The following is a 14,410-nucleotide window of genomic DNA, read 5'->3' on the forward strand; positions in this document are numbered from 1 at the left end:
TGACGTGACATAACAAGACAAGAGTTGTTAGGAAGATGAATCAACAAAAACAAGCTTTTTTAGAACAATACAAACACCTCGATGCAATGGTCAAAGCGCAAACCGAACCCATCGCTATTGTGGGGATGGGCTGTCGTTTTCCCGCAGGAGTCAATGATTCCGCAAGTTATTGGCAGTTATTGGTTAATGGCATCGATGCAGTAACAGAAATTCCCCTAGAACGTTGGAATATTGCCGACTATTATCACCAAGATGCCGATGTTCCGGGAAAAATGTATAGTCGGGAAGGGGCATTTTTAGACAAAGTTGACGAATTTGACCCGGCTTTCTTCGGCATCTCACCTCGGGAAGCCGCCGCCATGGATCCGCAACAACGGTTACTTTTAGAAGTCTGTTGGGAATCCCTAGAAAATGCGGCTATTGCGCCCGAAAGTTTGATTAATAGTCAAACTGGCGTATTTATGGGCATTTTTCGCGATGATTATGCCCAATTATGTTTTCATCAAGGCGTAGTCAATCACATTGATGCTTACAACAGTTTAGGAACCAGTCGCGCTATTGCCGTCGGCAGAATCTCTTATCTATTTGGGTTTCACGGTCCGACTCTGCAAATTGATACGGCCTGTTCCTCCTCCCTCTTGGCAGTACATTTGGCCTGTCAAAGTCTGCGCAGCCAAGAATGCAATCTCGCTTTAGCGGGGGGGGTGAATCTGATGTTAACCCCGGCCACTGCGATTAGTAATTGTAAATTAAAAGCCGTTTCTCCCCAGGGTCGCAGTAAAACCTTTGATGCTTCGGCCGATGGTTATGGTCGGGGCGAAGGTTGCGGTGTCGTGGTCTTAAAACGTCTCAGTGATGCTCTCCGAGATGGCAATCTTATTTTCGCCCAAATTCGCGGTTCGGCTGTCAATCACGATGGAAAAAGTAATGGCTTAACCGCCCCCAATGGTCAGGCACAGGAAGCTTTACTCAGACAAGCCCTCGAAAGAGCGAAAATTCAACCTAAAGATCTGCAATACGTCGAAGTTCACGGTACAGGTACATCTTTAGGAGATCCCATCGAGGTTTTATCCTTAGGGAAAATTTATGGCCAGGGTCATAGCCAAGATAATCCCCTGATTTTGGGAACCGTGAAAACTAATATGGGGCATCTGGAAGGAGCTGCGGGAATTGCGGCGTTAATTAAGACAGTTTTACAGCTACAAAATCAGCAAATCGCCCCTAATCTTCATTTTAAGAACCCTAATCCCTATATTCCCTGGGAAAAACTGCCGGTCAAAATCCCCACCACTCTTACCCCTTGGTTGGTCAGAGAAGGAGTCCGACGGGCTGGAGTGAGCGCTTTTGGGATGAGTGGCACTAACGTCCATTTAATCGTTGAGGAAAGCAATTTTGAGCGGCTTGGTGACGAAAAACCTCATTTAGAGCGTCCTTGTCATTTAATTACCCTTTCTGCGAAAAGTGAGCCAGCCTTACGCGAATTAGCTCAACGCTACTACGATTTTTTAGGTCAAAATTCCCAGACGGTCATGGCAAATCTGGCCTATACCGCTAATACTGGGCGATCGCATTTTGAGCATCGTTTAGCTATTCCCTTTCTGGCTCAAAAACAGCTTGAGCAAGCTTTAAAAGACTTTATTAGGGATGAAAATCGCTTTTCAGGTCAAAAAAGTATTTTAACCTCGAAAAAAGCCCCTAAACTGGCTTTTATGTGTACAGGACAGGGTTCACAATATCCCGGAATGGCTAGGGAACTCTACGAAACGCAACCGACTTTTCGCCAAACTTTAGAGAAATGTGACGAAATTTTACGGAGCTATGGGGTGAAATCCTTACTGCAAGTGTTATATGGGGACGAAAAAACCAGTCAGTTGATTAATCAGACTTTTTACAGTCAAATTACCCTATTTTCTCTGGAATATGCCCTCGCTCAACTCTGGTTATCTTGGGGAGTGAAACCCGATGCTCTCATCGGTCATAGTTTAGGGGAATATGTGGCCGCTTGTTTAGCGGGAGTCTTTAGCTTAGAAGACGGTTTGAAGTTAATTGCCCATCGGGGACGCTTAATGCAGACATTACCGAAAAACGGCATAATGGCGGCAATTTTTACCGATTCCGACACCGTGACCAATCATCTCAGGAAGATTAGGGGCATCTGTACCATTGCTGCGGTCAATAGTCGAGAAAATACGGTCATTTCTGGCGAAACTGAGGCTATTAACCATTTAATCGCTAACTTCAATCAGAGAGGCATTGAAAGTCAGACTTTAGCGGTTTCCCATGCTTTCCATTCTCCCTTAATGACGGGTATGGTGGGGGAATTTGCCAAGATTGCCGAAACTATCACCTATAATTCCCCGCGTCTCCCCCTTATCTCTAACCTGACTGGGGATGTTATCGATGCAGAGATAGCAACTTCCCAATATTGGGTTAATCATCTACTGTCTCCCGTAGAGTTTGCCCGGGGTATAGAAAGATTAGGAGAGTTAAATACGGAAATATTCCTAGAAATTGGTGCCAAAACCACCTTAATTAACCTAGGTCAGCAAAATCTCCCCGACCAAGGTCTCTGGTTAGCTAGTTTGTCCCCAAAACAGTCGAATTGGGAAACCCTGCTCCAAAGTTTAGCGACCCTTTATGTAAAAGGGGTCAAAATTGACTGGAATGGATTCGACCTGGATTATTTACGCGAAAAAATCCCCTTACCGACCTATCCCTTCCAAAGAAAACGCTATTGGTTAGATTACATTGATTCTCAGCTAAAAACCCCGACAGTAGCGGCAGCTTTCCACCCTCTCCTACAGCAACCGCTGCATCTATTGGGGTCAAAAGATGTCCACTATCAATCCTCTCTTTCTCCCTGCTCTCCGAGCTATCTGCAAGAACATCAAGTTTTTGGCCAGGTAGTTTTCCCAGCCGCGGCCTATCTAGAGATGATTATAGTGGCAGCTGGTCAACAATATCCCAATCAGCAGTTTACTATTGGTCAATTGAGTCTGAATCGACCCTTAATTTTCTCAGACAACCAGAGTAAAAAGGTACAGTTAAGCTTACTAGCGGGGGGACAATTTCAGATTCTCAGTCTTGGGGAAGGGGAAGTTTCCCTACTGCATCTATCCGGTAATTTAACCAATGAAAACCAGGACTTACCCAGCTGCAATTGGACAGATATCCGGAACCGTTGTCACCAAAAAATCGAAATTGCACAGCATTATCAGGACTGTTTAAGTAAAGGAGTGAACTACGGGGAAAGTTTTCGAGTTATCCAGGAACTTTACCGCAATCAGTCCGAAATTGTCGCAAAAATTCAACTTTCTTCCCATCTACTCTCGCAAGCGGTGGATTACCAGCTACATCCTGTCTTACTTGATGGTTGCTTTCACGCTATGTCGGCACTATTTCCCGCAGGGAATAGCACCTATCTTCCCACTAATATTGACCGATTGACCTTTTCGGGAGTTAAGGACACCTCTATATACTGTCATGGTCGCTTCAGCCATAGCAATTTGCAAAACGGCATCTTAATCGCTGATTTGACTATTTTCAGCGAATCGGGTCAATTAATTAGCCAAATTGACGGATTAACCTTTCAACAGGCCCGGCCAGAAACCCTCTTTTCCCAGACCAACGACCTCAAGGATAGTTTATACGAAATTACTTGGCAAGCCACGGACTTGACGGGAATGGATTGGACAGAAACAGGAGATTGGTTAATTTTTGCCGACAAAAAGGGAGTAGGGCAACAATTAGCCGAAAAATTGCTGCAACAAGGGCATAGATGCCAACTTATCACCGAAAAGAATCGCCAGACTTGGCAATATCTCCTCAAAAAACCCTATCAAGGTCTAATTTATCTCTGGGGAATCGATGACGACCAAGCTTTAGAAAATAATCAAAACCTAGCCGTCACTCAGGAGCGAATTTGTGGAACTTTGCTGGAAATAGTGCAAGAACTAGGCAAAATAGAGGTTAATTACTCTCCTCGCCTCTATATTGTCACCCAATCGGCTCAATACATTCCTTCTCAACCCACAGTGATTGCCCTTGCCCAAAGTTCCCTCTGGGGATTAGGACGGACTATTGCCCTAGAACACCCAGAATTGCGCTGTCTGTGTCTGGATGGAGATAAATTTCAGGATAGCCACACCTTAGCCCTAGAGGTGTTCCAATCTTTACAAAGTTCGGAGGAGGAAAATCAAATCGTTTGGCGGCAAGGCCAGAGCTATGTGGCTCGTTTAGGGCGATTTATCCCGAAATCGTCGCTAAAAAACCGAGAAATTGCCGAAAATGCCACCTATCTTATTACTGGTGGTCTAGGGGCCTTAGGGCAGCAAGTGGCTAATTGGTTAAGGAAAAAAGGAGCAAAATCCCTCGTCTTACTGAGTCGCCGGGGAATAACTCCAGAAACCCAACCAATTATAGACCAATGGCGACAAGAGGGAACCAATGTAGAAGTTTTTGCCGCCGACGTTAGCGACTTTGGCCAAATGCGTCGGGCTTTTGAGATAATCGAGCAGCAGTTACCCCCCTTAAAAGGCATTATTCACACCGCCGGGGTGTTAGAGGATGCCAGCTTATCCAAACAGACTTGGGAGAAATTTGAGCGCGTCTTTTCCCCCAAAATACTCGGCGCTTGGAATTTGCATCTCCTCAGTCAAGAAGTGGATTTAGACTGGTTTATTAATTTTTCCTCGATGGCCTCGGTGTTAGGGTCTTCTGGACAGAGTAATTATGCTAGTGCTAATGCCTTTTTAGATAGTCTAGCCCATTATCGTCAAGCGCAAGGACTACCGGCCCTGACTATTAATTGGGGTCCCTGGGCAGAGGGTGGTATGGCCGAAAATTTAGGCGAAAAAGCGAAAAAAAGGCTAATTAAACAGGGTTTTACCCCTCTTGATCCCCAAAAATGTTTACATCTCCTCGAAACATTGCTGACGACTTCTCGGATACAGGTAACTGTCGCTTCTCTCAATTGGAATAGCTTTTTTAACAGTTTCGAGAATCAAAAAATTCCGCCTTTATTACGAGATTTCCAAAGTTTTTCAGCCCCAAAATTAACCCCAGACAATAATTTTATTGATGTCTTAAGGACAATACCAATTGAGGAGCGTTTTGCGGCTTTGACTGCTCATGTTCAAGGGATTGTAGCGGAAATTCTCGCTATTCCGGCTAGAGAATTTACCCAAGTTGACCAAGGTTTTTTTGAGTTGGGAATGGATTCTTTAATGACGGTGGAATTACGAAATCGTTTAGCCAAGGATTTAGGTAAATCTCTGGCGGCAACTATCACTTTTAAATATCCAACAGTGACCAGTTTGGTCGATTATCTAGTAGCTGAAGTTATTGACCTTGACTTTAGTTTAAAACCCTTAGCAATAGGAGCAAATCAAGATAGCAATCTTGATCCCCTCAACGAAGAAGATTTATCCCTAGAAGAATTGTCCGATTTACTGCTACAGGAATTAAATTCCTTAAGTTAGAAAAGTAGACCTCAAACCCTATCTAAATAACCTGTTTACCATGACACAAACACCTGCCAAAACTGATCAAATGAGCTTAATAAAAGATGCCTTAAATCAAATTAAGGTCTTAAAAACTAAGCTACATATCCTAGAAAAAGCTAAGAATGAACCAATTGCAATTATTGGTATGTCCTGTCGCTTTCCCCAGGGAGCTAATTCACCGGAAACTTTTTGGGAATTATTGCAATCAGGAACCGATGCCATCAGCGAAATTCCGCCGCAACGCTGGAATATTGACAATTATTACGATCCTAAGCCCGATGCAAGGGGAAAAGTCTATACCCGTCACGGTGGCTTCTTAAATCAACCGATAGATCAATTTGACGCTGATTTTTTTGGTCTTTCTCCCCGGGAGGTAGCACAAATGGATCCGCAACAGCGATTACTGCTGGAACTAGCCTGGGAAGCTCTGGAAAATGCGGGAATATCACCCTTAAATCGGCGAGGAAGTCAAACGGGGGTATTTATAGGCATGATGACTCAAGATTACTCCCATTTTAGCCATCATCCCGATCTGATTGATGCCTATACGGGAACGGGAAATGCTAAAAGTGTAGCTTCGGGACGTTTATCCTATCTTTTTGGATTTCATGGCCCAACTTTAACGGTTGATACTGCTTGTGCCTCCTCTTTAGTCGCTGTTCATTTAGCTTGCCAAAGTTTACGCAATAACGAGTGTGAAGTTGCCCTAGCTGGGGGGGTCAACCTAATGTTAACCCCCTTCGTTACTATCATGGAATCCCGCGCCCAGATGTTGTCTCCTGACGGTCGTTGTAAAACCTTTGATAGAACAGCGAATGGCTATGTGCGGGGAGAAGGCGGCGGTATTATAGTTTTAAAGTCTTTATCTGCGGCTATTCGGGATAATAACTTGATTTTAGGACTAATTAAAGGTTCGGCCGTTAACCATGGTGGTACGAGTAGCGGTTTAACAGTTCCCAATCAACTTAGTCAAGAACAATTGATTCGTCAAGCTTTAAAAAATGCTCAGGTAAAGCCAGAGGACATTAGCTATATTGAAGCCCATGGAACTGGCACTTCTTTAGGCGATCCCATTGAATTAGGTGCATTATCGACAGTTTTTGCTAAAAATCCCCAACCGGTTTGGGTTGGTTCCGTCAAAACCAATATCGGCCATCTAGAAGCGGCCGCTGGTATTGCCGGACTGATGAAAGTGATTTTATGCTTGCAACATCGACAAATTGCCCCCCATCTCCACTTCCAGCAACCGACACCCCATCTAGACTGGGAAAATCAACCGCTGAAAGTTCCGACTAAAAACCGTGAATGGGTTAGTGAAAATTCTTCTCGTTTAGCTGGAGTTAGTTCTTTTGGCTTAAATGGCACTAATGCCCATATTATTCTCGAAGAATACCCTTACGAACCTCAAACGACTGCGGCACCTGATTCATCGCCCTATCTGTTCACCCTCTCAGCCAAGACTGAATCGGCTTTAATCAAACTAGCCCAAAAATACGCAAATTACCTAGAAAATGCAAAAAATATTGCTTTAAGCTCCATTTGTGCTACTAGCAATCGCAGTCGCTCCCAATTACCCCATCGTTTCACCTGTATTGTCTCTAGTCACTGCCAACTTCAAGAAAAATTAGCCGCTTTCGTTCAAGGTGAACCCAGTTCTTTTCGCCAAAAAAGTGAATTTAATGGCAAAAATCGGGCAAAAATTGCCTTTCTCTTTCCGGGACAGGGTTCTCAATACCCCGGTATGGGAAGGGAACTATACCAATGTTATCCTCTATTTCGTCAAACACTCGATCGCTGTGCTGAGATTCTCCGTCAATATGGGGACTATTGCCTAAAGGAGATTATTGACCAAGAAAATCATCTCAATCAAACTTTTTACAGCCAACCTGCCCTATTTGCTCTCGAATACGCCCTTTTTAAACTCTGGGAATCCTGGGGAATTAGCCCCCATGGGGTTATGGGTCATAGTTTAGGGGAATATGTGGCCGCCTGTGTTGCTGGAGTCTTTAGTTTAGAAGATGCCTTAAAATTAGTCTTCTATCGGGCTAAATTGATGGATTCTGTGGGAAAAAGTGGTTCAATGGTCGTTATCTCGGCTAGTGAAGCTGAAATTAGTCCCTTAATTGCCCCCTATCAATCTCAGGTCGCTATTGCCGCTATTAATGGTCAGGATAATATTGTCCTGTCCGGTGCTGCAGAGACCATAGAAACCCTGGTAAAACAGCTTCAGGTCAAAAATCTGAAAATTACCCGGTTAAATGTCTCTCAAGCCTTTCATTCCCCTCTGATGGAGGAGATTTTAGACGAGTTCCGACAAATTGCTGAAACTATCACCTATCATCCCCCCCAACGAGCCTTAATTTCTAACCTTAATGGCAACTTAGTCAATTTTGAGGTCACTACTCCCGATTATTGGTGTCGTCATCTCCGGTGTTCTGTTCGCTTTGCCGATGGGATAAAAACCTTACTGGACAACGGTTATGAGCTATTTGTCGAATGCGGCTCCCATCCCGTTTTATCGGGCATGGGCAGCCTACTGGATAAAAATTATTCTTGTCTTTGGTTGCCCAGTTTGCGTCGTCAAACCTCTGACCGACAACAGATCCTCGAGAGTGTCAGTCAGCTTTATCTGCGGGGATTCGCCCTGAATTGGCAAGAGATAACGGCCAATCAAGACAGTAAACCCTGTATCTTACCGACCTACACCTTTGAAAGAAGTAGTTATTGGCTAAAAACAGGCGACTTGACCCCAGAAGAAGCGCAATTATTGCCTGAATTGTCGAAATATCTCCTAGAAACACCGCCGCAACCGCCGGAAGTTGTCAAAACCACCACTGCATCATCTTCTGGTCATCTAATTACCCTTGACTCTTTGTTGGCCACACCCGCAGAGAAACAGCTTAAACAACTAGAAACCTACATTATCGGTGTTTTAGAACAGATTACTGGTTTATCCGTGGTCAAGCTACATACCAAGCAACCGCTCTCTAGTTTAGGCTTAGATTCTCTCATGTCCAGTCAATTACGACGTCAACTAGAGGAGGATTTAAAAATTATTGTTCCCGTGGAATACCTAGCGGGATTGAGTATTGAGCAGTTTTTACCGCAAATATTCAACTTAATCACCCAAAATTCCCAACCTGCAACTAGCAATAAAACTCCTCTCCCCTCAAAACAGAAAAAACCAATCAAGACGACTAAAGCCGAAAATATCTCTAATGATCCGAAACTTTGGCTAATTCGCAAACAAGCTAATCCTAACGCCCGCATTCGTCTATTTTGTTTTCCCTACGCTGGTGGGGGTGCCTCCGTATTCCAAAATTGGCTGAATTACTGCCCCAAGCAAGTGGAATTGTGGGCGATTCAACTACCCGGACGCGAAACGCGTCTTCAGGAAACTGCGATTACATCGCTAAAATCCCTGATTAATCGTCTCATTCCGATTCTGACTCCCTATTTAGACCAACCTTATGCTTTTTTTGGTCATAGCATGGGTTCTTTAATCAGCTTTGAATTAACCAGAGAATTAGCTAAAACTCGGCAAAATCTACCCCAACATTTATTTATGTCTGGATTTCGAGCGCCTCAAATTGTCAATCCTGATTTACCCATTCATCGTCTGGGAGATGAGCAATTTTTAACAGCTTTAGGTCATTTTCAAGGAACCCCAGAAACTCTCCTCAAAAATCCCGATTTAATGGCGGCTTTTTTGCCAATTTTACGAGCAGATTTCAAACTCCTAGAGACTTATTCTTATCAACAAGGTCAACCCTTAAATTGTCCTATTACCGTTTTTGGAGGCCACAACGATGCAAAGGTTTCTGCCGATCAATTACAACAATGGCAACTGCAAACCAATCAAGATTTTGTCCTGCATACCTTACCGGGAGGACATTTCTTTATCAATCAACATACGGAGAAAATTATGAAAATAATTGGCCAAAGTTTACGAGAGTTTCCTGAACAAATGACTGCCTAATCAACCAATTATTCAAGGGAGAAAAATCATGACTTTAGATTACAAAGAGCAATACTGTATTATTGGGGCTGGTGCCGCAGGATTAGCGGCAGCTAGAGCCTTAAGCAAAGCCAAAATTCCCTTTAATGTTATCGAATCTGCTCAGGATGTTGGGGGTATTTGGATTTATGATCGTCCCGATAGTCCAATGTATAAAAATACACATCTGATTGGTCATAAAACCACACAACCTTTTTCCGATTTTCCCATGCCAAAAGATTACCCAGATTATCCCAATCATCGGTTAGTCTATGAATATCTTCGCAATTATGCCGCTCATTTCAATCTCTATGATTTCATGGAATTTAATCTCAGCGTGGAGAAAGTAAAAAAGGTGGGTAACTTTTGGGATGTCACCCTTAGCAACCAAGAAACCAGACGATACCGAGGGGTTTTAATCGCTAGTGGTTATCATAGTAAACCGAATATTCCTCAATTTTCTGGGCATTTTGACGGGGAAATTATCCATTCAAAAGATTATGATAATCCCGCTCAACTAAATGCTAAAAAAGTCCTAGTAGTTGGAGCGGGACAATCAGCCATGGATTTAGTCGTCGAAGCGGCTATCAATGGCAGTAAAACTTTCCATAGTACCCGTCGTGGCTTTCTCTGTATGCCGAAATTTTTGTTCGGTTTGCCCCCAGAATGGGTGATGATTAACACGCCAATCATGAATCTAATTCCAGCCCAAGAACACATGAAAATGATGGCTTTATTATCACCAATAGCTCTATTCTTACAAGGAGTTAATCTCAAAAAACTCAATATTCCTACAGACTGTAAAAGTAACGGTCTAATTATTCCCAACAGTGACCAACAAATCTATCGTTATTATGTGCATGGAGATGTCACCCATAAGCCTAATATCCAAGAATTAGATGGAAAGAATGTTATTTTTGCCGATGGCAGTACAGAAGAAATTGATCTGATTATCTACGCCACTGGTTACAAAATTGAATTTTCTTTTATTGACAAATCAGATTTAAATTGGCAAGAAGGAACCACCCAGCCTAACCTCTATATGAATGTTTTTCACCCAGAGGAAAATAACCTGTTTGTCATCGGAATGGTTCATCCCACTGGCACCCACTGGCGAGTATTTGAAGAACAAAGTAATTTAGTGGCCGCTTATCTACAAGCTCAGGATAAAAAATCCCGGTTTGTCTATAAATTTGAAAAGCTAAAACGTCAAATTAGCTCCAATTTAAGCGCCGACAATAAACACCATAGCGGTACTCACTCCTTAGTGATTGACAAATTGGGTTATATACGCCAAGCCCAAGGATTAGCTCGCCGATTACTGGCTTAAATCTCCCAGCATAATTCTCCCCCCCTGAAATCCCTCTCTCTTAACTCCAATGCCCTACATTATTGAGACAGCTACTGGTTTTCCAGAACATTACTATCCCCAAGAAGTTCTAGAAGTCAATATCAGAAATCATTGTGCTAATCTTCTTCAAGATTATTGCCGAGAAAATCAACTCGACTTCCAGGAACAAACCTTTTTTGATTTAGAACAAATTCATCGTTTTTTCAGTAATGTCAAAATTCAAGGGCGATACTTCACTATTCCCCTAGATGAATTCGATGCGGATAATCCTCCCGGGATCGCCCAACCCTTTCGTCAAATGGTCGATCTAACTATGGATTTAGTAACATCGACAGTAACTAATTTGCTCAAAAAAGCCGCTCTTTCTCCCAAAGAAATCTCCCTAGTTACTTCCGTTACTGTTCTTCCTTCCGTTCCTTCCCTAGAAAGTTTACTCCTTAATCGTCTAGATTTTTCCCTCGATATCAAGCGGCAAGCGTTATCGGGTGTCGGCTGTTTGGGAGGCGCCCAAGGATTAGCCAGAGTAAACGATTATCTGCAAGGACATCCCACCGAAGCAGCGATTTTGTTTACCACCGATCCCTCCTCTGGCCTTTGGCAAGGGTCAATTCATAGCGATTTAACGGAATTATTGGGACAATTACCCGAAGATCCATCTCAATATAGCAATATCATTATGACCCTTGTGGTAGCGGCTTTATTTGGCGATGGAGTCGGCACGGTTCTCTTAGCGGGAGATGAACATCCCTTAGTCAAGCAAGGTAAAGCAAAACTGAAGATTATCGGCACTCAATCGCTGTTAATGCCCCACACAGAGCATTTAATGGCATTACCTTTAACAGACTACGGTTTTCGCCAAATTCTTCGCCCAGAAGTCTCTGATTACGTCAAGGGTGGGGTGAGAAAAGCGGTGACATCTTTACTGGAAAAAACAGGAGTTTCCCTCGAGGAAATTGTCTGTTGGATGGTGCATCCGGGGGGTCCAAAGATTCTCGATGCAATAGTTGAAGAATTCCAGTTAGAACCGGATGTTTTACAGGTTAGTTGGGATATTTTGGCAGAAATTGGCAATATTGCCTCTGCTACTATCCTCTGCATTCTCGATGAAACCCTTTCCCGTCCCCATCCTCCCACGGGTTCCTACGGATTAATAATTTCCATGGGGCCTGGATTTGCTCAAGAAGCCATTTTAGTTCAATTCTAAGGATATTTAAGGATGTTAAGCCAAATAGTTTTCATTGCCCTGATTAGTTACATTATTGTCCAACGAGTGCGCGTTACTCGTCTGAGTAAACAGAATATGGCCAAAGTCTTAGCGGAAGGTGGCAAACTGCATAGTTCTAATTATGTGGGATTCGTCAAGATTTTCCAATCTAGCTGGATGCTTTGCATGATCGGGGAAGTTTATCTGCTCGATCGACCTTTTATTCCAGCATTGGCTTTATTTTCCCTAATTACTACTTTTTTAGCTCAAAAGCTCCGCTATGCCTCCATTGAAGCCTTGGGCGATCGCTGGATTCATCAGGTGGTCACGGTTCCTCAGACACCCGTGATCGACAATGGCATTTATCAATATATCCGTCATCCTAACTGGTGGGCCATGATCACGGAATTAGCGGTGGTTCCCTTGTTTCATACCGCTTATCTGACATCTATAGTCTTTAGTCTCCTGAATGCTTGGTTATTAATCCAACGCATTCCAGCTGAAGAAGAAGCTTTGAGTCAAGACACCAATTATCAAGCAGTTTTCGCCAATACTCCCCGTTTTATTCCTAGTTTTAGCGCAATTTTCTCTCGCAAACAGCAACCGCTTAAAAGTTAATTGCCACGGATAGCAGGGCCGGTTCCCTACGGCCCTTTAATTACCCTTCATACCTGAATTTCAAGGAGAAAAAAAATACTATGGACTCTCTAATTGTTTCCGAAAATATTATTAGCGACAATTTAACTAACGCTCTACAAGAATGGGAAAATTTATTAGGCTCCGAATATGTCAGCACCGATAACAAAAAACGCCTAGAAGCCGAGACCGCTACCTACGAAACCCATGCTAAAATCCCGGCAATTATTCGCCCAGGTAATCGTCAAGAAGTCCAAGAATCTCTAAAAATTGCTAATCGCTATCAAACCCCTGTCTATCCTATTAGTACAGGTAAAAATTGGGGTTATGGTTCGCGAGTTCCTAGCCGCACCGGTTCGGTTTTAATGGATTTGAGTCGATTAAATCAGATTTTGGATTATAATGAAACCCTAGCTTATGTAACTATTGAAGCGGGTGTTACTCAGCGACAACTCTACGATTTTTTGCAAAAAAATGGCAATAAATTATTAATGAGTGTCACCGGTTCGACTCCTGATTCTAGTATTATTGGCAATATTCTCGAACGAGGTGAAGCCAAAGGACCTTTGGGCGATCGCTTTAATCATGTCTGTGGAATGGAAGTAGTTTTGCCCACCGGTGAATGTGTTCATACGGGATTTAATCGCTTTGAAAACTCCCAAATAGGGGCGGTCAATCGTTGGGGAGTCGGTCCTTATTTTGATGGAATTTTTACCCAATCTAACCTGGGAATCGTCACCAAAATGACTTTTTGGTTAACCCCCTATCCTGAATATTTTCAGGCTTTTTTCTATAGCATCGATCAGGAAAATAAATTAGAGTTATTGATCGACAAACTACGTCAACTGAAAATGGCAGGGGTAATTAAAACGACCTTCCACATCAATAATAACTACCGAATGTTGTCTATTCAACAACAATATCCCTGGCAGGAATGCCAAGAAAAAACTCCTTTACCCCCCGATTTATTAGAACAATTAAGTCATCAATGGGGTGGCGGTGTTTGGATAGGAGAAGGTGCTTTATATTCGGCTTCACCAGAACAGGGAAAAGTTGAAAGAAAACTAATTGAAAAAGCCTTGAAAGGAATTGTCAATAAACTTATGTTTTTTGATGAAAATAAGTTTAAAATGGCCAGCAAAATGAGTCCCATTTTTAAAGTATTTACAGGGGTGGAAATTAAGGATAAGGTGGATTTAATTTATCACAAAAATCCCCAACGAGGAATGATTACCGAAAAAGTGCTGAAGATGGCCTATTGGCGCAAAAAAACGCCCCCCACCGATAGGTTGAATTTAGACCTGGATGCCTGTGGCATGATTTGGTGTGTTCCCGCTGTTCCTTTTCTGGGAAATCATCTCAGAAATGCTCTCAATATTATCAGCAGCATCGCTCAAAAATATGGTTATGAACCCAATATCGGCATTAACTGTGTTACCGAGCGCAATATTAACATCAATGCTGCCATTTTTTATGATCGATTGCTAGAAGGCGAAGACCAAAAAGCCTTAAATTGTCACGATGAAATGTTGGCAGAATTGATCAATCAAGGTTATTATCCCTACCGTCTTAGTACCCACTCTATGAATAGTTTACCCGCAGCCCAAGACGATTATAGTTGCTTAATCCAGAAAATTAAAGACAGCTTGGATCCCCATCGCATTCTCTCACCCGGTCGCTACGAATTTCTTTAAATAAGCCTAACAATCTACTGCTAA

6 protein-coding genes are annotated in these 14,410 nt (G+C 42.9%); all 6 read left to right on the forward strand.

The window, feature by feature from the left end; genetic code table 11:
• Positions 1-35: 35 nt before the first annotated feature.
• The 6 genes from IM450_RS01805 (at position 36) to IM450_RS01830 (ending at position 14,386) form a co-directional block, all read left to right on the forward strand.
• Complete coding sequence (locus tag IM450_RS01805) at positions 36-5,480, forward strand: type I polyketide synthase (RefSeq protein ID WP_287664944.1); 5,445 nt, start codon at positions 36-38, stop codon at positions 5,478-5,480.
• 70 nt (positions 5,481-5,550) lie between these two features.
• Positions 5,551-9,483 carry a beta-ketoacyl synthase N-terminal-like domain-containing protein gene (locus tag IM450_RS01810; protein WP_287664946.1) on the forward strand — a complete coding sequence of 1,311 codons (3,933 nt, stop codon included), beginning with the start codon at positions 5,551-5,553 and terminating at the stop codon, positions 9,481-9,483.
• Between the two features lie 28 nt (positions 9,484-9,511).
• Positions 9,512-10,831 carry a flavin-containing monooxygenase gene (locus tag IM450_RS01815; RefSeq protein WP_194013292.1) on the forward strand — a complete coding sequence of 440 codons (1,320 nt, stop codon included), beginning with the start codon at positions 9,512-9,514 and terminating at the stop codon, positions 10,829-10,831.
• Positions 10,832-10,880: 49 nt separating this feature from the next.
• Positions 10,881-12,056, forward strand: a complete 1,176-nt coding sequence (locus tag IM450_RS01820) for a type III polyketide synthase (protein ID WP_002731880.1) — start codon at positions 10,881-10,883, stop codon at positions 12,054-12,056.
• A 12-nt stretch (positions 12,057-12,068) separates the two neighbouring features.
• Entirely contained in the window at positions 12,069-12,674 is a 606-nt protein-coding gene (locus IM450_RS01825) for an isoprenylcysteine carboxyl methyltransferase family protein (RefSeq protein ID WP_002731647.1), read from the forward strand.
• Positions 12,675-12,754: 80 nt separating this feature from the next.
• On the forward strand, positions 12,755-14,386 hold the full coding sequence (locus tag IM450_RS01830; RefSeq protein ID WP_287664948.1) for an FAD-binding oxidoreductase: 1,632 nt from the start codon (positions 12,755-12,757) through the stop codon (positions 14,384-14,386).
• Positions 14,387-14,410 lie beyond the last annotated feature (24 nt).

Source organism: Microcystis sp. M083S1 (genome assembly GCF_020246405.1).
Classification (GTDB): Bacteria; Cyanobacteriota; Cyanobacteriia; order Cyanobacteriales; family Microcystaceae; genus Microcystis; species Microcystis aeruginosa_C.

What these genes read in the sequence shown, in the direction of transcription:
- IM450_RS01830 (WP_287664948.1), top strand. Translation starts at nt 12,755, where the DNA reads ATGGACTCTCTAATTGTTTCCGAAAATATTATTAGCGACAATTTAACT.
- IM450_RS01825 (WP_002731647.1), top strand. Translation starts at nt 12,069, where the DNA reads ATGTTAAGCCAAATAGTTTTCATTGCCCTGATTAGTTACATTATTGTC.
- IM450_RS01810 (WP_287664946.1), top strand. Translation starts at nt 5,551, where the DNA reads ATGAGCTTAATAAAAGATGCCTTAAATCAAATTAAGGTCTTAAAAACT.
- IM450_RS01805 (WP_287664944.1), top strand. Translation starts at nt 36, where the DNA reads ATGAATCAACAAAAACAAGCTTTTTTAGAACAATACAAACACCTCGAT.
- IM450_RS01815 (WP_194013292.1), top strand. Translation starts at nt 9,512, where the DNA reads ATGACTTTAGATTACAAAGAGCAATACTGTATTATTGGGGCTGGTGCC.
- IM450_RS01820 (WP_002731880.1), top strand. Translation starts at nt 10,881, where the DNA reads ATGCCCTACATTATTGAGACAGCTACTGGTTTTCCAGAACATTACTAT.